General features: G+C 55.5%; 20 protein-coding genes and 1 pseudogene. 8 read left to right on the top strand and 13 right to left on the bottom strand.

Annotation, left to right across the window (positions count from 1 at the left end; genetic code table 11):
• The first annotated feature begins 152 nt into the window (after positions 1-152).
• The 4 genes from PFAS1_RS23615 to PFAS1_RS23600 all read left to right on the top strand — a co-directional run bounded on the left by PFAS1_RS23615 (position 153) and on the right by PFAS1_RS23600 (position 2652).
• The gene (locus tag PFAS1_RS23615; protein WP_076030737.1) at positions 153-362 is read left to right on the top strand and encodes a hypothetical protein; all 210 of its coding nucleotides are present in this window, start codon (positions 153-155) and stop codon (positions 360-362) included.
• A gap of 183 nt (positions 363-545) precedes the next feature.
• The gene (locus PFAS1_RS23610) at positions 546-824 is read left to right on the top strand and encodes a hypothetical protein (protein WP_076030736.1); all 279 of its coding nucleotides are present in this window, start codon (positions 546-548) and stop codon (positions 822-824) included.
• Positions 825-1341: 517 nt separating this feature from the next.
• A complete protein-coding gene (locus PFAS1_RS23605; protein ID WP_076030735.1) occupies positions 1342-2163 on the top strand; it encodes a hypothetical protein in 822 nt (273 codons plus the stop codon).
• 57 nt (positions 2164-2220) lie between these two features.
• Positions 2221-2652: a lysozyme inhibitor LprI family protein gene (locus tag PFAS1_RS23600; protein WP_076030734.1), complete on the top strand. Its 432-nt coding sequence runs from the start codon at positions 2221-2223 to the stop codon at positions 2650-2652.
• 46 nt (positions 2653-2698) lie between these two features.
• Here the strand turns inward: PFAS1_RS23600 and PFAS1_RS29795 are convergent, their stop codons facing one another.
• Both PFAS1_RS29795 and PFAS1_RS23590 read right to left on the bottom strand, forming a co-directional pair.
• Entirely contained in the window at positions 2699-2863 is a 165-nt protein-coding gene (locus PFAS1_RS29795) for a hypothetical protein (RefSeq protein WP_198044927.1), read from the bottom strand.
• A complete protein-coding gene (locus tag PFAS1_RS23590; protein WP_076030733.1) occupies positions 2860-3285 on the bottom strand; it encodes a cell wall hydrolase in 426 nt (141 codons plus the stop codon). Before PFAS1_RS23590 ends, PFAS1_RS29795 begins: the two co-directional genes overlap by 4 nt.
• Before the next feature lie 187 nt (positions 3286-3472).
• Between PFAS1_RS23590 and PFAS1_RS23585 the strand changes: the two genes are divergently transcribed.
• Positions 3473-3805 carry a YceK/YidQ family lipoprotein gene (locus tag PFAS1_RS23585; RefSeq protein WP_076031586.1) on the top strand — a complete coding sequence of 111 codons (333 nt, stop codon included), beginning with the start codon at positions 3473-3475 and terminating at the stop codon, positions 3803-3805.
• A 32-nt stretch (positions 3806-3837) separates the two neighbouring features.
• On the opposite strand, the pseudogene PFAS1_RS30060 reads toward PFAS1_RS23585, so the two are convergent.
• The 5 genes and pseudogenes from PFAS1_RS30060 to PFAS1_RS23565 all read right to left on the bottom strand — a co-directional run.
• A pseudogene (locus tag PFAS1_RS30060) lies at positions 3838-3906 on the bottom strand (glycoside hydrolase family 19 protein); the annotation flags it as partial.
• Positions 3907-4988: 1082 nt separating this feature from the next.
• Positions 4989-5246 carry a DUF1353 domain-containing protein gene (locus PFAS1_RS30055; RefSeq protein ID WP_232252159.1) on the bottom strand — a complete coding sequence of 86 codons (258 nt, stop codon included), beginning with the start codon at positions 5244-5246 and terminating at the stop codon, positions 4989-4991.
• The gene (locus tag PFAS1_RS29350; protein WP_083671762.1) at positions 5243-5776 is read right to left on the bottom strand and encodes a hypothetical protein; all 534 of its coding nucleotides are present in this window, start codon (positions 5774-5776) and stop codon (positions 5243-5245) included. The genes PFAS1_RS30055 and PFAS1_RS29350 overlap by 4 nt, the downstream gene beginning before the upstream one ends.
• 4 nt (positions 5777-5780) lie before the next feature.
• Positions 5781-6431, bottom strand: a complete 651-nt coding sequence (locus PFAS1_RS23570; protein ID WP_156886749.1) for a DUF1566 domain-containing protein — start codon at positions 6429-6431, stop codon at positions 5781-5783.
• Positions 6428-7168: a pyocin knob domain-containing protein gene (locus PFAS1_RS23565; protein ID WP_076030731.1), complete on the bottom strand. Its 741-nt coding sequence runs from the start codon at positions 7166-7168 to the stop codon at positions 6428-6430. Before PFAS1_RS23565 ends, PFAS1_RS23570 begins: the two co-directional genes overlap by 4 nt.
• A 79-nt stretch (positions 7169-7247) precedes the next feature.
• On the opposite strand from PFAS1_RS23565, the gene PFAS1_RS23560 reads away from it, so the two are divergent.
• The gene (locus PFAS1_RS23560; RefSeq protein WP_076030730.1) at positions 7248-7502 is read left to right on the top strand and encodes a hypothetical protein; all 255 of its coding nucleotides are present in this window, start codon (positions 7248-7250) and stop codon (positions 7500-7502) included.
• Between the two features lie 106 nt (positions 7503-7608).
• Here PFAS1_RS23560 and PFAS1_RS23555 read toward each other — a convergent pair whose 3' ends face one another.
• From PFAS1_RS23555 to PFAS1_RS29345, 6 genes are all read right to left on the bottom strand, one after another.
• Positions 7609-8517 (bottom strand): hypothetical protein, encoded by a 909-nt coding sequence (locus tag PFAS1_RS23555; RefSeq protein ID WP_076030729.1) that lies wholly within the window; start codon positions 8515-8517, stop codon positions 7609-7611.
• On the bottom strand, positions 8514-13553 hold the full coding sequence (locus PFAS1_RS23550) for a tape measure protein (RefSeq protein ID WP_083671761.1): 5040 nt from the start codon (positions 13551-13553) through the stop codon (positions 8514-8516). Before PFAS1_RS23550 ends, PFAS1_RS23555 begins: the two co-directional genes overlap by 4 nt.
• Before the next feature lie 89 nt (positions 13554-13642).
• Positions 13643-13939, bottom strand: a complete 297-nt coding sequence (locus PFAS1_RS23545; protein ID WP_076030727.1) for a zinc ribbon domain-containing protein — start codon at positions 13937-13939, stop codon at positions 13643-13645.
• A 112-nt stretch (positions 13940-14051) separates the two neighbouring features.
• Positions 14052-14780 carry a phage antirepressor N-terminal domain-containing protein gene (locus PFAS1_RS23540; RefSeq protein ID WP_076030726.1) on the bottom strand — a complete coding sequence of 243 codons (729 nt, stop codon included), beginning with the start codon at positions 14778-14780 and terminating at the stop codon, positions 14052-14054.
• Positions 14777-15685 (bottom strand): Rha family transcriptional regulator, encoded by a 909-nt coding sequence (locus PFAS1_RS29790; RefSeq protein ID WP_198044926.1) that lies wholly within the window; start codon positions 15683-15685, stop codon positions 14777-14779. The genes PFAS1_RS23540 and PFAS1_RS29790 overlap by 4 nt, the downstream gene beginning before the upstream one ends.
• Before the next feature lie 65 nt (positions 15686-15750).
• Positions 15751-15927, bottom strand: a complete 177-nt coding sequence (locus PFAS1_RS29345) for an Arc family DNA-binding protein (RefSeq protein WP_198044925.1) — start codon at positions 15925-15927, stop codon at positions 15751-15753.
• Between the two features lie 123 nt (positions 15928-16050).
• On the opposite strand from PFAS1_RS29345, the gene PFAS1_RS23530 reads away from it, so the two are divergent.
• The gene (locus tag PFAS1_RS23530; protein WP_076030725.1) at positions 16051-16416 is read left to right on the top strand and encodes an Arc family DNA-binding protein; all 366 of its coding nucleotides are present in this window, start codon (positions 16051-16053) and stop codon (positions 16414-16416) included.
• A 45-nt stretch (positions 16417-16461) separates the two neighbouring features.
• Entirely contained in the window at positions 16462-16938 is a 477-nt protein-coding gene (locus PFAS1_RS23525; RefSeq protein ID WP_076030724.1) for a hypothetical protein, read from the top strand.
• Positions 16939-17026 lie beyond the last annotated feature (88 nt).

Here is a 17026-nt window from a genome sequence, read left to right as displayed (position 1 = left end):
GGGGGCGGCTCTTCTTTATTGGGGGCGTTACAAAACTATTTGGTAACCGTTACAAAACTTTCCGGTTTTCTCCCTCCTCCGGCGTCCTGCCGATCGTTAAACATCCTTCATGTAACGCGATGCTACGCTGTCCTCAAAACCGAGGATTTGCGATGCCACATTCAGACCTTCTCCCTTCCCTGCTGTACAAGATCAACGAAAACCAGCTCGCCCTTGAGGCCGCCATCCTGGAGCTTTCCAATTGGGTCGAGGTCCGCGGTTCGGCTGACGTCGCCGACAACGTCCGCGGTGCCCTGGATACCATCGACAAGAACGAAGAATTCATCAAGCTGACGCTGGCGGTGTTGATGACGCCGGAGTGACCTTGCACTGTGAACAGAATTACACCGCGATTCTAAAGGGGTAAGACAACGTACTCAGGGCCAATGAAACCGGGCACCTCCTTACTTTGGAATACCCGGTTTTAACCTGCTTTACACGGTCAGTGGTACAAAAATTGGTACGAGCTTCCGACCGTATTCGGCTGATTATTCTGGAGAAGTGATATGGATATTGAGCAGCTGAAACTCTCACTGCAACCTTGGCTCGCCCTGGAGACCTGGCATACAGGTCACGCACTGGACGAGCAGCGTTTTCACAAGGCTCTTAAGTCAGCATTCAAAAAGCTCGGCACTCCAATTGCCGTGGATCATTTCCGTGACGCCATCATCCTGGGGTTGGCTGAGTATCGGGCGAGTGACGTCAAGAATTTCGAAAATGACGTAGATAGCTTCGCTCAGCTCGGCGAAGACATTTCGTACTACGTTGCCAATACCTCGAAGTAACATAGTCCTTTGGTTGGGCGTTTAGGCGCCCACCATGTCAAGGCGACCCCGAAACCTATGCAAGCTGTTGATCCACAACGATAAACAGGTGTTTTTAGATAGGTGAAAAACCGCTACATGCCCCTATAAGAATCAATAACTTAGCGTTGTATATTCGTACAGTAGTCCCCCCACCTCCTCCGGCGTTCTGCCGACCGAACACTATCACTTTCCTGTAAAAAGGTTCGCGGCCGCCAACGGCTTTCGAGCGCGACCGCAAGATTCAGCCCCTATGAAGTCGTTAACCTTTTTCAGCTCCGACTTTTGAAATGCGGCCCCGCTACAAATCAAAAATGAATCCCCCCGAGCAGCCTCGGCGCAGTCGCAGAGCGGTTGAAACCTAAAGATCTATGACACCTAGCCGATCCTCTGGTGACTCCTAACGCATTCAAGCACCAATTTGGTTGATTGAAAGCGTCCTGAAATCATGGACTGGCCGCATGGAGAATTGCCAGCCGCACTCTCTCAAGGATGCCTCATGTTTCGATTGCTTTTATCGTCCTGCCTGCTGTCACTGTGTGCCGTCGCTCAGGCAGCTCAACCCGCCGCCCCTTTGGACATGGCCGCATCGCAAAGGATCGTGAACGCCTTCAAGGACTACTACGAAGACGATTTCAAGAGTGAAATGGCCCGGGTACCAAAATTTGCAATCCCCACCCCGGAGCAATCCTATGTTTATGCCAAGTACATGAATAAAGCATTTGCAAAGGCTGGTTATAGTCTGGACGAAACGCTGTATGATTTTTTCAAAACCGGTGGCATATCCGGCGGCACTGCTGGCAAGCCGAATGTATTGTTTATGCAAAAATTGAACCTTACACAATATGCCATCTCCCTCAAGAATGCCGGCACTGCTAATGCATTTATTAAGGCCGATGCGGTTTCTGAAAGAACAATAGCGTATGCAAAGGATGTTGCGATAGACGTTCCAATTACCAATATTGATTATGTAATTGGTGCAACCCCTGGGTATACGATTCAGGGTCTTGAGAAATACAAGCGAGAGAACGGACGGTTCATAGGACACATCAAGCCGGGTGTCGGACCTTGGAAAGACTGGCTGTACTTTGAATCGGAAAGTCTTAGGGGTGAACAATACGGAGTCGGACTAGTACAAATCTCTAGCGTTGACGGGAATGAACTGGAGGTTTTGAAAGCTCTGAATGGTAAAAGAGTGAAAATGGAGGGTACTTATTTCATGGCTAAAGGGCAGCAGATGGGCGAGCGCAATTCCAAAGTCATAGCCATCGACCCAAGATTTTTTGACCTAAGCCATAAACTGATATTCAAAGTACTCTAACAATCTAAACCTTTGCTTCTAAAGACCGCCGCAATATCAAAGATGGAGCCATCTCTTATGCGCAACTACATTATCGCACCAGTTCTCCTTGCAATTCTCTCCTCCTCCTGCGCTTTTGCAAAAAGTGAGTATTCTCCTGAATACAGTACTTGCACTCAGAACTCAGGAGGCAACACATCCTCGCTCAGTGATTGCAGTCATGAAGAGTTAGTCAAGCAGAATGCCCGGCTGAATAAGGCTTATAAGTCGGCGATAACTGTCCTACCTGTCGGGAAGATGAGAAAACTGCAAGAAGGCCAAGCTTTATGGGTGAAATTTCGAGATGCTGATTGCAGCATGTACTATTCCCTCACTGGTGGCACTATGGACCTCCTTGAAGGGGCGGGGTGCGAACTGAGCATGACCTTGGAGCGAGCAGATGCGTTGGAATGGTTTGCTGAGAATGGCGCCGGGGAGGATGAGCAGGAAGGTGAGCAAGATGCGTTATGAGTAATCGTTAGCCTGCAATAATAAGCTGCCAGCTCGTTCACCTTAACTAATCCGCAAAACGTAGAAAGCCCTGCTCTGAGAAATCCAGAGCGGGGCCTTTTTTGTACAGGGCGCTGTAGCGCCAGTCCTGCACCTTCCACGTCCCGCCCACCGCCAGCAACAACAGCGCCAGCACGCCGGCCACCGCCAGCTTCAGCGCTGCGGGGTTCATGGTACGTCCTTGAAGAAGATGTGACGGCCAAGCTTTAGCGTCTGCTTGGCACCCTTCGCCCAGACCGGTGGCTTCGGCATGGTGGTCGCGAAATAGTGGGTAGCGCCACCAGTTGGATCTAACACCTTACCGGCCAAAACCTGGTCAGCGGCGATCTGCGCTTGGGCGAACTCGCGGAATGGGATCGGCTTCGCGCCACTCAGGTAAACGTAGTTCGGGTCGTTCCTGTTCCAGCAGCTGAACTGGTACGGTTTCTGGCAAACGCCGACGTAACCCTCGCCCCACCATGATTTGGCCTTGCCATCGTTCACTCGGTTGCGGATTGTCCAAGCCACGGCAATCTGGCCGGCCAAACTTTCGCCGCGGGCCTCACCCCATAGCGTACGCGCGAGGATGTCTCGGTCGTTATCGGTTGCAGTCATCACTTTTCTCCTGGCGAAAAAAAACCGGCAACTGGCCGGCGCGTAGATTTTTAGAGATCGAGCCAGTGAGGGCATGTATCAGCCATTCCCCTGCTCGGTGAAGATGTGGTCAATCCGTTTGGGATCGGACAAAATGTTTCAATGTTTCCTAAACATCACGTTTCAACTCAAGCACGGACGCCCAAACATGAAATTCGCAAGCATTTTATTAATTTCGACCTTGTTGACAGGTTGCGGGACGATCAACACTGTCTTCAGAGATGACATGGTAGCGAGCAACAAGCTCGCCCGATGGCACTCACATTGCGACTCAATTCCACGAATTTATAGCGGCGCCGCGCTGAATTACTGCACGTTGGATGCAGAGCCCCGTCATTCTGTCGGCTTTGATGGCCACCCTGCGGCGCCATTAATACTTTTCGATTTTGCCCTTTCTGGTGTGGCCGACACGGTCGTGCTGCCATACACGATCTATCTGCAGAACAAACGCGGAGATATTCCGAAGGCGCGCTTCGAGTGACGCCCTCGTTGTGAGCCTCTGGCATCCATTGACGCAAAAACGCCGGCTTTGGCGCCGGCGTTCGGAAGAATCTGCAGCATTTGCTGCGCGGTGATCGGCATACTTTTCTCCAGACGAAAAGCCCGCACTCGGCGGGATCAATGGTTAAGCTGTGCACTCCACGCATGGAGGCATTTATGAAGTACACAACAATTCTTTTGATTGCCGCTTTGCTCGACGGCTGCTCCTCATACAGTGAGCGCGGTACCGGTGAAGGCGGAAGGGAATTCAACAACAAGGGCTATACCGTCCGCTGTGATGCGACCCCGGCCAATCAGCCAGGCTGCTACACACCTCCGCCGTCATGGTCTTAGTGGCCTTCAAACAACATAAAATTTAAGTTGGGTGCGAACTGAAATCAGCTTCTCATTCGGTTCGATGGCGGGCATACAGTGGCGGATCGTTTAAGCGGGACGAATCGGGCGCGGCGCCAAATCTGGGGAGCGCTCGGCATCTTCCTTCCGGTTGCTGACCTGGTCGCGATACTTCAGCCACTACCTGTGAATACCAGGAAGCAGATCTGGAACCGCTCCATAGCCAGGTTCAGCGCAGACGCAAAAAAAAGCCCGCTCAAGGCGGGTTCCGTTCGAGATAATTTTAAAAGGTCATATATAGGGCGCCCATCCGGGTACGGGCAATAAACCTGGGGGCGCAACGTACCAGACAAACACAAACCCGGCCAACAGCAGCACAGAAAGTACGATGACAATAGATCGATGCATCCTCACTCCTTGAGTTTTGACAGCTTTTCCAGTGAGTAGTATGGCGATGTGATATCGCCAAGTCACTCCTTGTCCCAGCTCAATTATCTGAGCTAGGATTCGCGCCACGTTCCCCCCGTATTAAAGGGTGCGAGGGAAAATAGAAACCCCGGTGGCCGAGAAGCTCCGGGGTTTTGCTTTTCTATTCCCGCTGATAGCATTGCAGCAAGTTTTCGATGTTCCCCATCTGAAAAACAGAAGCCCTGGTGATTACAGCTCACCGGGGCTTCGTCTTTTCAATCTCCAGACGAAGAAAACCCCGAACGGGTCGGGGTTGTCGTGTACTGCTTGGCGCCGCCTATCCTGACGCCAGCCCAGAACAACCAGGCCCGCCATCGCGCTACACCTTCCGCCCTCAGCGCCCGGTACAGCACCGCGTCCGCCTACTTGCGGCTCACCTGCCCGCCGAAGTACAGCCAGTCATGCACGGTCGCGGCGTAGTTGCCATAACCGGACACCAGAGCAAACAGCACGAACAGGAAGACGTTGTGCAGTACCTTGATGCTGGCAAAGTCGGTGATGAAACCGGTCGGCACAATGATCGTGCGCTCGTCATCATCAGCCAGCACCAGATCATCGAGAAGCGTGTAGGTGCGCCGGTCGGTCTGCTCAGTTTTCAGGGTGGTGACGAAGCGGCTCATGTTGGTAATTCCAGCGCCGGCAGCTCAAGCAGAAATTCATCCACCGTAGGCTGTTCGCGCTCGCCCGACTTCACCGCATCCAGTTGCTCGTAGGCATAGGCCCAGACCAGTGAGCGCCATTTGCGAAAAGCGATGCCATCATTCTGGAATTTCGGCACTGCCGGCTCTTCCGCGTAACTCACGACCGTGCTGACATCGTCGTAGCCTGCGGCCACAGCGCCAGCATTCAGATGGCTCTGAATCGCTTGCTCGAAAGTCGACCTAACCGCCTCGGCCACTTGGGCGGGATCCGCCGGGATCACCACCCATGCGCGGAACCAGCGGCCATCCTGTTCGCGGATATCACCGTATTCCAGGCCTTCGAGTAGTTGCAGTTCCGGGCGCGGATCTTCTTTGAGCACCGCCGCACCATAATCCTGCAACATCTCATTGTTCATGTCGCTGTCGGGTGGAAACGACACTTCAGGATAAGTCGCGCGCAGTTCGTTAGGACTAATGACTTTCCGAGTTTCTGTCAGTACCAATTTCATGAAGTTATCCTATTTTAATCATTCGACAGGCACGGACTAAAAGACTGCTGACCTTAGTAGCATCGGCTCGCGCACCGGCTAAAAACTCTTTGGTATAAGAACTCGCAGCACTTGAATTAGTCGAAGTCCAATACGCCGCAGTAACATCAAACTCTTCAGGCCCATGCACGTTAGTTTCCGTCACGTATCGAAACGCATCTGAAGGCGTTTGCGCTGGGTCCGAGGCTGTATATGTAGTGCCCTGTGGATCAGAGTTACCGTTGAAGCCTGAAAGCGTCGCCGTGTCGTTGCTGTTTGTGCGAGGCTTTAAATTGCGATAACAGAGTTCAAGTTGTTCTGTTGCTGGCAAAAACCAATCAGCAAATCCACCAATCGAAAGCGCTGTGCACCATTGAGCGGCGGCATGATTAACGGCATCGGCAACCATGGCGGCCGTATTACTGAAACCATCCCAAGCACTGGCAGAGTTCACGGTCGTGGTGTTAGTCGCTTTCCACTGCAAGGTGGTTTGCCCGCTGGCCTTGGGGGCAACAATCAAGGCATATTTCTGAGCGTCCACCAGCATCCGCCCAACGTAGAAGCCCCCACCATATGGCGTGCCGGGGACAATCGGGATTTGCGGACTGGCCCCTAAGAGCGCTTTACCCATCATCATGTCGAAGCCCCCACGCGGCCCACCCAAGTTGCGCCGGTGCCTGTGGTACTCAGCACGTATTCGATTATTTGGTTGGCACCCGGCGTCGGCGGAACCACGCCGCCATACGTTAGCCAGGTGATGCCTGCAAACCATGCAATTGTTTTCGGGGCGGCGGCCTGCCGAACCCTGATAACCAAGGTCAAACTCTCCCCGGACAGGGAAGGCATGTTTGATAGGGTAAATGTCGTGTTAACGGAAAGCGTTATATCGAATACAGTTGCTCTCGAAATATCCAGCGCAAAAGATGCAGCGCTAGTTCCGTAAAAGAGCAGCTTGTCGATGTATTTGGAAATACTGAGCGTGTCGCTCCAACTTGCTGCGGTAGCGGCATCGCCGGGAGTCAGAGGCTTGCGAGCATTTCCGGTCAGTGCCGGTAGGGTAATCTCAATCCAGTCGCTCCAGGTACCGGCGTTGCTTCTGCGAATGAAAGCGCGGGTTTCGTCTTCCGTAAACCACAGTTGAGTGCAACGAGAATCTGTTTGAAAGGCGCGGCCAGAGATCAGGACAATCCCCCGAACTTGCCCTGGCGGCTTAGTCCCAAGTGAACTAGGGCCCCAAGAATACCAGCCGTTAGTTAACAGGACATTATCCATGTTGGGGTTATCAGAGATTAAGGGCGCTTTGCCAATCCCCGCCGCCATCACGGACACGTTGTCCACGAGGCTAAGGCTAATATCCGCCTTGACCAGCGCCACAACTCCGGTTTTTCCGTTGACGCTGGTAACCGGCCCATCGGCAATACCGGCCGCTGCCGCCGCGGCCTGAGTAGCGGAAGTGGCCGCATTGGTCGCGCTGGTAGCTGCTGCGTTCTTTGACGTGTTCGCGGCTGTGGCAGAACCCGCTGACGCCGTGGCACTGTTGGCCGAATTGGTCGCGCTGGTAGCGGCACCTGACGCGCTTGTCGCAGCATTGGTCGCGCTGGTGGCTGCTGCGTTCTTTGAAGAGTTCGCCGCAGTGGCAGAACCCGCTGCCGCCGTGGCACTGCTGGCCGCATTGGTCGCGCTGGTATCTGCTGCCACTGCAACCTGATTGACCTGGACGGAAAACGTCGGCAATAGCGAGCCAAAGAAGGTGTCCGTGTCGGTCTTGAAGGTCGTCGCCGTTCGATCAAGAAACGGGAGTGGTGTGACTGCCATTAGATAAGGCCCTCGATATCAAGCGAGCAGAGGTGGTAATTCGGGTAGGTGATGTCGATGTTGAAACTGGTGAAGAAGCCGTAGATCAGCAGTGGCTCGTACCCGGCCTCTTCCGTCCCGATGTACACGCAGGGCGTGGCCCTGAGTGCGGCCAGAGTTCGGTAGATGCGATTAAAGGTACCTAGCGTGGTCATCATCGTGAAGCTGCCGCGCTTGCTGTAAGCGCGCTCGGTAATGACCGTATTACCAAAGGCGTCCCGCTCCTTGCGGCTGTAGTCGTCGATGCCGACCTTGGCCCCGTACTGCGTTTCACCCAGGTCACTGATCAGCCCGGGTTTGATCACACCAACAGAGGCGGTGCCGCTGGTGGTCGTCAGCGTGATCGACAGCTCTGCGCTGGCGTACTGCCCCGGGAGATCGGTGATGACAATGTCGGTACGCAGATCCAGCTCCGTGAAGAACCAGTCGAAGATCGTCTCGATGTCAGTAACTTCGAGGTCGACCCTCTTTTGGTAGACGACCATGCCGCCTGCCCCGTCCTTCATCACCAGATCGACATAGCGGCCCGACAGCTCGAACAAGGCCAGGCTGTCGGTAAATCCGGTGCGCAGGGTGTAATTCAGCGGTGAGGCGCCTGTTGCGAGCGTCCCTACCACGTTATCGAACGGCGCCCACTTCTTCGTCGGCCCTACATCCAGCCAGACGGCCGGGCTGGTCGTATCAAGCTCTGGAGCGACTGTTCCCGCCCCTGCCACCAGCCTTTCAAACACCTTGTGCACACTGGTGCGAATTACTCTCGCGCCGAGCGCATAGGTCGTTCCAGACACCCAGGCCGGGTAGTCATTTTCCGCCACCGACGAACTCACCAGCATCGAATCCGTGATGAGGTGCGGCTTGATAATCTTCATGCAAGCTCCTGGGTGAGCATGGCGTTGCCGCCGTCGGTTACTCGGTCAATGGTCCGCACCAGTTTTCCTCCGCTTTGTGCGCTGGCCTGAGTGTTGGCCTTGATGCTTTCCAGTTCGGCCCGGACTGCGCGCAGCTCAGCCACTACGCTGGCGTTGTTGCTACCACCGCTGAGCATCGCCGCCGTCTGGTTGGCGTTGTAGATCCGGCTCGGGCCTGTGACTTCCAGTTCCGGGCCGCGCTCACCGACCAGCCGCAGGCCGCCGCCGAAGTTGCCACCGGCAGCGAAGCCCGGCACACCGGCCGCCTTTTTCTGCTTGTACTCGTCCGAGCCAGTAAAGCCCGCAAAAAGCTGGTCATAGGTCACCGCGCCAGATTTTAGCCAAGCGACCCAGTTAGCTTTTCCTTCCGCCTCTGATTTTCGACCCAGTACCGAGTTGTAAAGCGACTCGACTAGGGTTTCATTGTTGGTCGAGGTGGCGCCCGTTGCCGGGCCAGAGATAGCCGACAGCGCTGCCACAACCGAGGCATTCATCGCCGAGATAGCTGCCGATACACTAATGACTGATGAGTCGATGCCGTTGAGCGCATCCATCTGCGCCTGGGCGAAAGCCAGTTGCTGATCGAACTGCGCCATCTGAGCGTCATAAGCCGCCTTGGCCAGCTCGATTTGTGTCTCAAGCCCTTCCAGCGACTTCTCGGCCGTGGTGAGCTGCTTGCCATTGATACCGTTCAGCTCCGCCACGACATTGGCTGTGCGACCCTGATCCCGCGCGAAGTCCTCCAGGGAGCCGTACAGGTCAGTGTTGTTATTGCTGACGGTGTCGAGCGCATCCTCCAGACCGGTGACACCCGACAGCGAGCCACCCGCCTTCGCCGTAGCCAATGCTGATTGCAACGTGGCCTGAGCCTGAGCGCGCAGCATCTTCACGGCGTCATCCGAGTCGCCGCGGAGTGCCTTGAGTGCCGCGCTCAGATCGTTGCCCACTGCCGTCAAGCCGCTGACGTTTTCGGTTGCCGTGCTGACCATGTCGTTGAGCGACGTGATCCGTGCGTTGTACGCCTTGGTCGACGCATCCTTTTCGGCGGAGACGGCTCGTTGGACGGCGCTCATGGCGCTGGAGACGGAGCCCATCAGCGCTTCTTTCAGCGCGTCAGCGAGTTCCTTTGCCGCAGCGGCTGCAGCAGCGGTAGCCTCGGCCGCGGCACCTGCCCGCTGCTCGAGGATCGAATACGCCTGCGCTGCATTGCCGGCCAGGCCGGTAAGCGTCATGAACATTGATTGACCAGAGGCGGTCGTCATGTCCAAGGCTTCGACCATACCCCGGTACGCATCGCGCGTGCCAGGAAGGGTCACCCCCATCCCGGCAAACTGCTTGGTGATCGCCGACAGGGTGTCGTCAGCCTTCTCCGCCTCACTGAAGAAGTTGTCGTAGTAAGTGTTGGTCGCAGTCTGGAATGCCTCCATCCCGCCAGCCGCCGCAATCAGCGAGTTCGCCAGCTCCATGCTGTGCGGACTGAGACCCAGGACCGCAATGTTCAGCGTGTCCAGCGTGCCGTTGAAGGTCTCGAAGCTGGCAATGCGCTGCGCCAGCTCCGCGAAGGAGTAGCCGAACCCGCCGGTACCGCCGTCGAGGAAGCCGACCATCTGATCCGATGCGGAACTGAACCAATCGCTGACGAGTTTTTGAACTTCCTCGCCGGTCTTGCCTTTGGTCGACAGCTTGCTTTGGGCGATGTTCAGACCGTCAAACGTACCTTCGTTTGCAGAAATGCCGATCCTTGACACCAAAGCGATAACGCCTTGCTCGGTGGCATCGTAGACAGCAGACAGGGACTCAGCAGTCTGCGCGTCCAGTGCGCTATACCGGGTGCGCTTCTTGCTGCTGGAGAACAGTCCGCCTTTTTTCTTCTGGTCGATGAACTGCTGACCCTCAAGCTGGCCGTTCTCTACACCCAGGGTGATACCCGAATTCTTGGTCTGCCATGAACCGCCGAACAGCTTTTCCCCCACATACTTTGTGACGGCCTGGTGCAGGGTCGAGCCGCTGAGAATGGCCGCCCATTTGCCGCCAACCACCTTGCTCAGCGCCTTGTCTTGCGCCTCGAAGAAACCCGACATCGCCGCACCTGGTGCCATGGCGACCTTGCCGAGGGCTGTCTTGCCGCCGCTGTCCATGATCTCTCCTGCGTCAGGGCGCACGCCTGAGTCATACAGCTTGCCGGATTGGTACATGCCCATAACGACCGCGAGTGGCCACATGGCTGCCATTGAAGACACGGCAGCACTGATCTGCCCACCAAGGGAGGCGGCAGTGGCCGCTGCGCCCGCCTCAGCCGCGGCATAGGTCGCCGCCGAGGTCGTGGCCACGCCAGTAGTGAACTGCGCGCCAACGGCGGCGGCACCTTCTGTTACCGCGCCAGTCAGCGCCGCGCTAGTGACGCCCTCAGCGCCGATGATTGCAGCGGTCTGAACGGCGGTCGCACCAGTAAACGTCGAAACCAGACTGGTGAAGCCATTCGACAGCGTGCTGCTGATATTGGAGAGCATGTTGCCGTAGTAGCTGGCACCACCCTGAATAGCTCCGGAGACGCCACCCGAGGCATAACCCGACACGACCTCGGCGCCGACACCAGTGATCGCGCTGTACGCCTGGTAGATGCTCTTACCCATCGAGACCAGGTTGCTGCCCATACCGGACATGCCGCCGCTTCCGCCCTGCTGGCCGGTCGCGCCGCCCAGCAACTTGCCCCACACCGACGACAAACCCTGGCCGTTATCGGTACCGGTCAGCCAGTTGCTGATCGAGGCCAGCAACGGCTTGGTGGTGAGCATGTGAGCGATCTCGCCAAAGGCCTGTTTCGCACCCTTGACCAAGCTGTCCCACAGATTGTTTGCGCCGCTGCCGATGTTCGCCCAGGCATCAGCAAACACGCCGTCGATGCGATCAATCGCGCCTTCGGTGAGCTGCCCCCAGATCGTGGCCTTGCTTTGGTTGACTTCGTATTCCCGGCCGAGCTTGGCCAGGGCGTCTTGATAGAGCGCTGCATTCTCAGGGTAGCGAGCAATAGCCGCGTTGAGTGCATCCTGCTCCGCCGTGTAATCCTTCAACAGCTTGATCTGAGGGTTCAGGCGATCAACGATGCCCTCAACCTGACCGGCCTGCTCTAGCGCCTTATTGGCGTCAAGCTGGGCCTTGGTCTGGTCGAGCAGAAGCTGATATTCCTCGCTGCCGTACTCGATGTTTTTGCCGGCCAGTGCAACAGTCATCGACTTCTGAATGTTGAAAGCTTCGAGCGCGGTCTTGCCCTGCAGCGTGGCTGTAGCTTGAGCCAGGGTCTGCGTGGTTTCGATGCGCATGCTGGCAATGGACTGATCGATGTCCAGGCGATCTTTGGCGTCGGCTTCGCGATTGACTGCGGCAGTTACTGCATCCCGCGCACCGGCACCAGTCTTGAGCAGCTCCTCTTCGATCTTCTGCTGGATCGTCAATTCGCGGACGTTGTCGGCGCCGGCCAGGTAGGCGTCAGCCATGGCGTTGGTAGAGTTTGTCGATATGGCGGATTGCGCGAGTAGGGAATCGAGAGCTTTCTTCTCCTGATTGGCCGCCTTCTCTGCTGCCGATCCGTATTTTTTTACTGCTGCCTCGGAGGCTGCCTTGGCATCCTTCTCTCTAGCGTACTTGAGCAGTAATTCTTCCTGCGCCGGAAGCAGCTTACCGAGTTCGCCATGCTCGATTGCATAGCGAGTCTTGGCCACTTCAGTGTTATCGCCCTGAAGGGCAGCCATTTTTTGAAGGCTTTTAAGCTGTTTTTCGTACGCCTCGTTTACAGCGCTAGCCCCAGCAGCGTCGCCTTTCGGGGATTGCCCGCTGACACCGGCGGCATCCTTCTTCATCTTTTCAATGGTGGAGCGGGCTTCATCGGCCCGTTTACTGAGCCCTGCGATCTCACGGTCTAGCTCGTCGCGATTGTAGAACTTGAAGTTGAAGAGAACAGTATCGCCGGCGTCGTTTGGGTTCAGCTTGGCACGAGCAGTGTTCAGATCACGCATACGGGATAGCGTGGTACCGATTTCGCTATTTAGTCCTGCTACCGTTTCCTTGTTGTCGCGAAAGAAATCTGAGAACTCGCCGGAGCTGAATCCATCCAGGGCGCGCGACATTGAAAGAATGGCGCCAGCAAACTTGTTGCTAGCCCCTGCGGCCTCATCCAGCTTTCCAATGGCTTGAGTAAGCGAGTTGCCGAACGCCGTCAGCGCTTGGCTACCAGTCACCTGCATTGTCGTAGCCAGCTCATCTACCGCTGCTTTTTGACCGGTCAGAGCTTTGATGAGCTTCTCTGAAGTAAGCTCCCCTTCGGCACCCATGGCGCGCAACTGGCCGACAGATACTCCCAGTCCGCGAGCAATGGTTTGAGCGAGAGCTGGCGTCTGCTCCATGATGGAGTTCAGTTCATCGCCGCGAAGCGCGCCTGATGCGAGCGCCTGACCGAATTGCGTCAGAGCTGCCTCTGCCGCCTGAGCACTTGCGCCACTGAGAGCAACAGACTTCGCAATGGTTTCGGTAATGCTTGCTACGTCAGCAAAGCTCAATCCCAACTGCTTGCCGTTCTGGGCAACACGTTGAAAAACGGATGCCGTGGTTTCCAGAGATTGACGCGACGCTTGAGCAGCGCTGAACACGGCATCCTGAGCAGCAGCTAGCTGTACCGCCCCTTCGGTCACTAATCGCAGTCGGTTAGTCAGGTTCGCGTACTCATCAGCGGCAGCAGCCACTTCCCTCACGCTGAACGCTGCACCTAGTAAGCCCGCAGTTGCCTTCAGTGCTTCACCCAAACCTGAGACGCTATTGGCTGCGCTTCGCCCTACTTCTTGGACCTTGCTGAGCTGGGTTACTGCCAGTCCGCCGCTAGAGGCAAGCCGCAACACCGCGGACTCTGTATTTTTCGATGAACGCTCAAGATTGCTCAGCTCAGCCGTTGCCGACCTTGCCTGCGTGCTGTCTACGGCGATAACAAGGCGTGCTGTCTCAGTCATGCCTTTCTCCAGGCGTAAAAAAGCCGGCGCTTGGCCGGCCTACGGGTAATAAAAAACCCGCCGAGGCGGGTTCTATTTGTTCTATGTGGTCACGCGCTAATTGCTGGCAGAACGGCCTGGCAGTGCTTGCATTTAATTGCCTCTCGCTGAACGAGCTCTGCGCACTCCGGGCATTTTCTGTATAGCGACGATACGCCAAACTTGCGAGCGATCTCTTGGCTCTTGGCGTCATCAAATCCAACAGGTGGGAGCACCCATAGGATAATCAGGGCGATGAAGGAAAGGAGGAAGCCGATCACAAACCACCCTAAAGCGCTTCTACCCTTCTGATTTGCGAAATATGCACACGCGCCGGCAATTGCGAGCCAAATAATCAGGTATTCCATTTCACATCCTCCCTTTAGACAGCGGCAATCTACCACCATCAGGAGGAACGACCAAAACCCCGCCAAGGCGAGGTAATGGTTTTGCAATTAGGTGACGCTCTTGGGCCGGCCGTTACTCGGGCTTCAGGATTTCCCTGAAACGCTCAACTGCGGCAGAGTTATAAAAGAAAGTCTCGCACTGTCGGTCGCTGTACTTCGACTTATCAAGCCGGATCTCTCCGTACTGATCCGTTTTCATTCCATGATGATTCGCCAGGCGTCCGATCTTCTGGGCGCTTACGCCCAACAGCTCGCCGACCTCGCCAGCCAACTTGAGGCTTTCCTCCACTTTGGGTAGTGGAATCAAGCGCTGACCAAATGCCAGCTCGCTGATATGACTCAGCAGAGCCTGCTTGCTGGTATCACCGAGGTTTGGCAGATGCGCCAGCGCAAGCTTGCCGAACTCGACGGCGGAATCGTTTGCCGCTGGCTGTTGAGATCGTGGGTTTACAGCGTGACCGTCGTTCCAGTACTGCCAGAGGGCGTCATCGCATTCGTCTTGGAACTCTTCGACTTTCTGCCGCACTTCCGGCTTTTTGACCTTGTTAGGCTCAAGCTTGGACAGCCAACCGGGTAGCTTTCGAAGCGGGATACAAGACGACTCTTGCGCGCCACCCGCCGAAGGCGTGGTGATGTTCACCATCCCCCAGCGGCGCTGATTCGCTGATAGCTTCGCATGCTGGCTTTTCCAGTCGAGCCCAATACCTTCAACCAATGGGCGCATCGGAACGAACGGCTGCCCGTCATGCTCAACCAGATAGAGCTGTACTCCATGAAATGGAACGGTCATCAGCGCATTCATGCTGCATTCCTCGGCTTAACGGCGTACCGGTGAGGATCTTCAATGACCCGATTCATACCCGTAGCAAAACTGACAAGCTCACGAACTTTGTTGCGATAGGTGCGAAGCTCCCACCAGCAACCTTCAATGTCATGGCCCGCCTTTGTCAGCTCACCCAGAAGCTTTTCACAAGGGGTTTCATCGCCGCGAATGTCACGCAGATCGTGTAGCGTCACATCAAGCCAGGCCTGCTCGCCGTTGCGGATCGTCATCATGCTTTCGCGGCGAGCGGTCAGCGCTTCAATGGGAAAGCTCAGGTTCGGCTGATGTTTTGTTTCTTTGCCCAGGTACTCGCCTTCAATCGCGTAGGCAGCGATGAAGTTGCAAGCCGAGTCCATTTGGTCGGCGGGGATCAGTTCGATGCGCGGAACATTGAATCGTGCGTGGAGCGCCGATGCCAACTTGGCTGTAGCGCTACGCTGATGATCCGAACCTAGCTTGGCGACCCGGCAGCGCATTACATTGCTCAAGATGAGCGCTCCTTCTTTGCCGAGCGCGTTCGCGACCACTTCACCCACGATGCCTTGAGCGCTTTTACCCAGCAGCATTGCCATATCGTTGAAGGCGGCGATATAGCCTTCCTTGATAGCTGCAGCCTTTTTTCCAGTGAAGCCCATGACTAGGAACATGAAGCCGTCCTTGGTCATGTCCCACTGAGGGAGGCGGCGCCCAGATCCATCGATGTAGCCACTGAGCGTAAAATTGCGCTCAGTGAATTCGGACGAGCACTCCAGGCTGTCAATCTTGCGAAGAACGTCTTTATGTAACTTTCCGAAGGCATCGGCGACATTCTGCGAGGTGGTGAAAAGCAGGCCATCCCGGACCGCAACAAACTGGCGCATATCAACCACTGTGGTACTATTCATTTCGTGATCCTTCTCCAAAGTGTTCACATCTGAAGCCCTGGCCTGCACGCCGGGGCTTCTTCGTTTTAGGCCTGAACCTGTCTGCTGCTCCGCATTTCCCGCCATTTCAGTCCCTCCTCGATAAGAAGACCGATCTCAGCGTTCAGACTGCGGCGATTTTTGCTCGCCTCGCCCTTGACCTCTTCTTTCACTCTATCTGCCAACCGCAGAGGGAATGGTGAAGCCCTTAGCTTGTCTTGCATGATTTCGCTCCTGCGCTGATGTGGATTCATAATGCAGTCACTCTATTTTGACGTCAAGTGGATTCTTGAATCTTTGTGAATCCACATCCACAATCAAAACCATCCCTATACATTGAGCTGCCCATGTCTGATCGTCACGTTCTGCCCCCCTACTCACTGAGAATGCCGGTAGAGCTTCGTGAAATGCTTGAGTCATCCGCCAAACACGCAAAGCGGAGCCTCAATGCGGAAATCATCGCTCGGCTTGAGGAGTCGTATTCACACGACCAAGCCATTCTTGACCAGGAGGCGTACGAAGCATGGGCGAAAGAGAACTCGATTGAGTCGGCAGACCAGAGCATCGTGCTCGCCTTGAGCCAACTCAGATATCTGCTATCCACCGCTGAAGAAGGGATCAGAAGGGTGGAACGCTTGTACGACGAAAAAACTGGCGAGCACGCAATAACTGCCGACGAACATGGAAACATCGTTAAGAGTTACGAGCGATAACACCCAAGCCCCACTAGCTCGGATGCAAAGGTTGATAGTAAACGCATGAATCCCGTCGATGAAGTAGCGAACAAGTCATTTCACATTCCTACCCACTATGTGGTGGCCGGCTACCTACTGATGGTAGTCGTGCTGGCAATCGGGACTTGGCTCAGCATCCGGCTTGACGATTGGACGTGGCTCGCTAGGTTCGGCGCCTTTTTGGTTTGTCTAGCGATGATGTTCCAGGTCACTGGAGCGCTTGATAGGTACATCAACAAGGTCATAGGTCTTGTAGATGGTGTCACTGCCGAAGTCGTATTAATGCAGGTAAAAAGACTGCCTCACTTATACGGAATTTGCTCAGAAACCAAAGCTCAGCAGATTCAGGAAATATCTGAAAAGGAACATAGACGCCGCCTGACCCATGCAGCCGACGTGATACGCAGCAGCATCTCCAGGAAAGTTCAAAGGCATGAATTTTTCGTTGCCTCAGTAGGCACCTTGCTTTGGGCCTTCGCCGACCTTCTGAACAAGCTATAGCCAATGGAGAGCGCCGTGCCAGAACTCTCACACACCTTCAAATGCCTTGGAGTCACCAAGCGGGATGACGGCTTGATTGGGCGATACC

The organism is Pseudomonas frederiksbergensis (assembly GCF_001952935.1).
GTDB lineage: Bacteria > Pseudomonadota > Gammaproteobacteria > Pseudomonadales > Pseudomonadaceae > Aquipseudomonas > Aquipseudomonas frederiksbergensis.
Note: the sequence above shows the minus strand (reverse complement) of the source record. Positions and strands in the feature narration are given on the sequence as shown.

What these genes read in the sequence shown, in the direction of transcription:
- PFAS1_RS29350 (WP_083671762.1), bottom strand. Translation starts at nt 5,776, where the DNA reads ATGAAATTGGTACTGACAGAAACTCGGAAAGTCATTAGTCCTAACGAA.
- PFAS1_RS23555 (WP_076030729.1), bottom strand. Translation starts at nt 8,517, where the DNA reads ATGAAGATTATCAAGCCGCACCTCATCACGGATTCGATGCTGGTGAGT.
- PFAS1_RS23550 (WP_083671761.1), bottom strand. Translation starts at nt 13,553, where the DNA reads ATGACTGAGACAGCACGCCTTGTTATCGCCGTAGACAGCACGCAGGCA.
- PFAS1_RS23605 (WP_076030735.1), top strand. Translation starts at nt 1,342, where the DNA reads ATGTTTCGATTGCTTTTATCGTCCTGCCTGCTGTCACTGTGTGCCGTC.
- PFAS1_RS23570 (WP_156886749.1), bottom strand. Translation starts at nt 6,431, where the DNA reads ATGATGATGGGTAAAGCGCTCTTAGGGGCCAGTCCGCAAATCCCGATT.
- PFAS1_RS30055 (WP_232252159.1), bottom strand. Translation starts at nt 5,246, where the DNA reads ATGAGCCGCTTCGTCACCACCCTGAAAACTGAGCAGACCGACCGGCGC.
- PFAS1_RS23600 (WP_076030734.1), top strand. Translation starts at nt 2,221, where the DNA reads ATGCGCAACTACATTATCGCACCAGTTCTCCTTGCAATTCTCTCCTCC.
- PFAS1_RS23540 (WP_076030726.1), bottom strand. Translation starts at nt 14,780, where the DNA reads ATGAATGCGCTGATGACCGTTCCATTTCATGGAGTACAGCTCTATCTG.
- PFAS1_RS23615 (WP_076030737.1), top strand. Translation starts at nt 153, where the DNA reads ATGCCACATTCAGACCTTCTCCCTTCCCTGCTGTACAAGATCAACGAA.
- PFAS1_RS29345 (WP_198044925.1), bottom strand. Translation starts at nt 15,927, where the DNA reads ATGCAAGACAAGCTAAGGGCTTCACCATTCCCTCTGCGGTTGGCAGAT.
- PFAS1_RS29795 (WP_198044927.1), bottom strand. Translation starts at nt 2,863, where the DNA reads ATGAACCCCGCAGCGCTGAAGCTGGCGGTGGCCGGCGTGCTGGCGCTG.
- PFAS1_RS23545 (WP_076030727.1), bottom strand. Translation starts at nt 13,939, where the DNA reads ATGGAATACCTGATTATTTGGCTCGCAATTGCCGGCGCGTGTGCATAT.
- PFAS1_RS23590 (WP_076030733.1), bottom strand. Translation starts at nt 3,285, where the DNA reads ATGACTGCAACCGATAACGACCGAGACATCCTCGCGCGTACGCTATGG.
- PFAS1_RS23585 (WP_076031586.1), top strand. Translation starts at nt 3,473, where the DNA reads ATGAAATTCGCAAGCATTTTATTAATTTCGACCTTGTTGACAGGTTGC.
- PFAS1_RS23525 (WP_076030724.1), top strand. Translation starts at nt 16,462, where the DNA reads ATGAATCCCGTCGATGAAGTAGCGAACAAGTCATTTCACATTCCTACC.
- PFAS1_RS29790 (WP_198044926.1), bottom strand. Translation starts at nt 15,685, where the DNA reads ATGAATAGTACCACAGTGGTTGATATGCGCCAGTTTGTTGCGGTCCGG.
- PFAS1_RS23610 (WP_076030736.1), top strand. Translation starts at nt 546, where the DNA reads ATGGATATTGAGCAGCTGAAACTCTCACTGCAACCTTGGCTCGCCCTG.
- PFAS1_RS23530 (WP_076030725.1), top strand. Translation starts at nt 16,051, where the DNA reads ATGTCTGATCGTCACGTTCTGCCCCCCTACTCACTGAGAATGCCGGTA.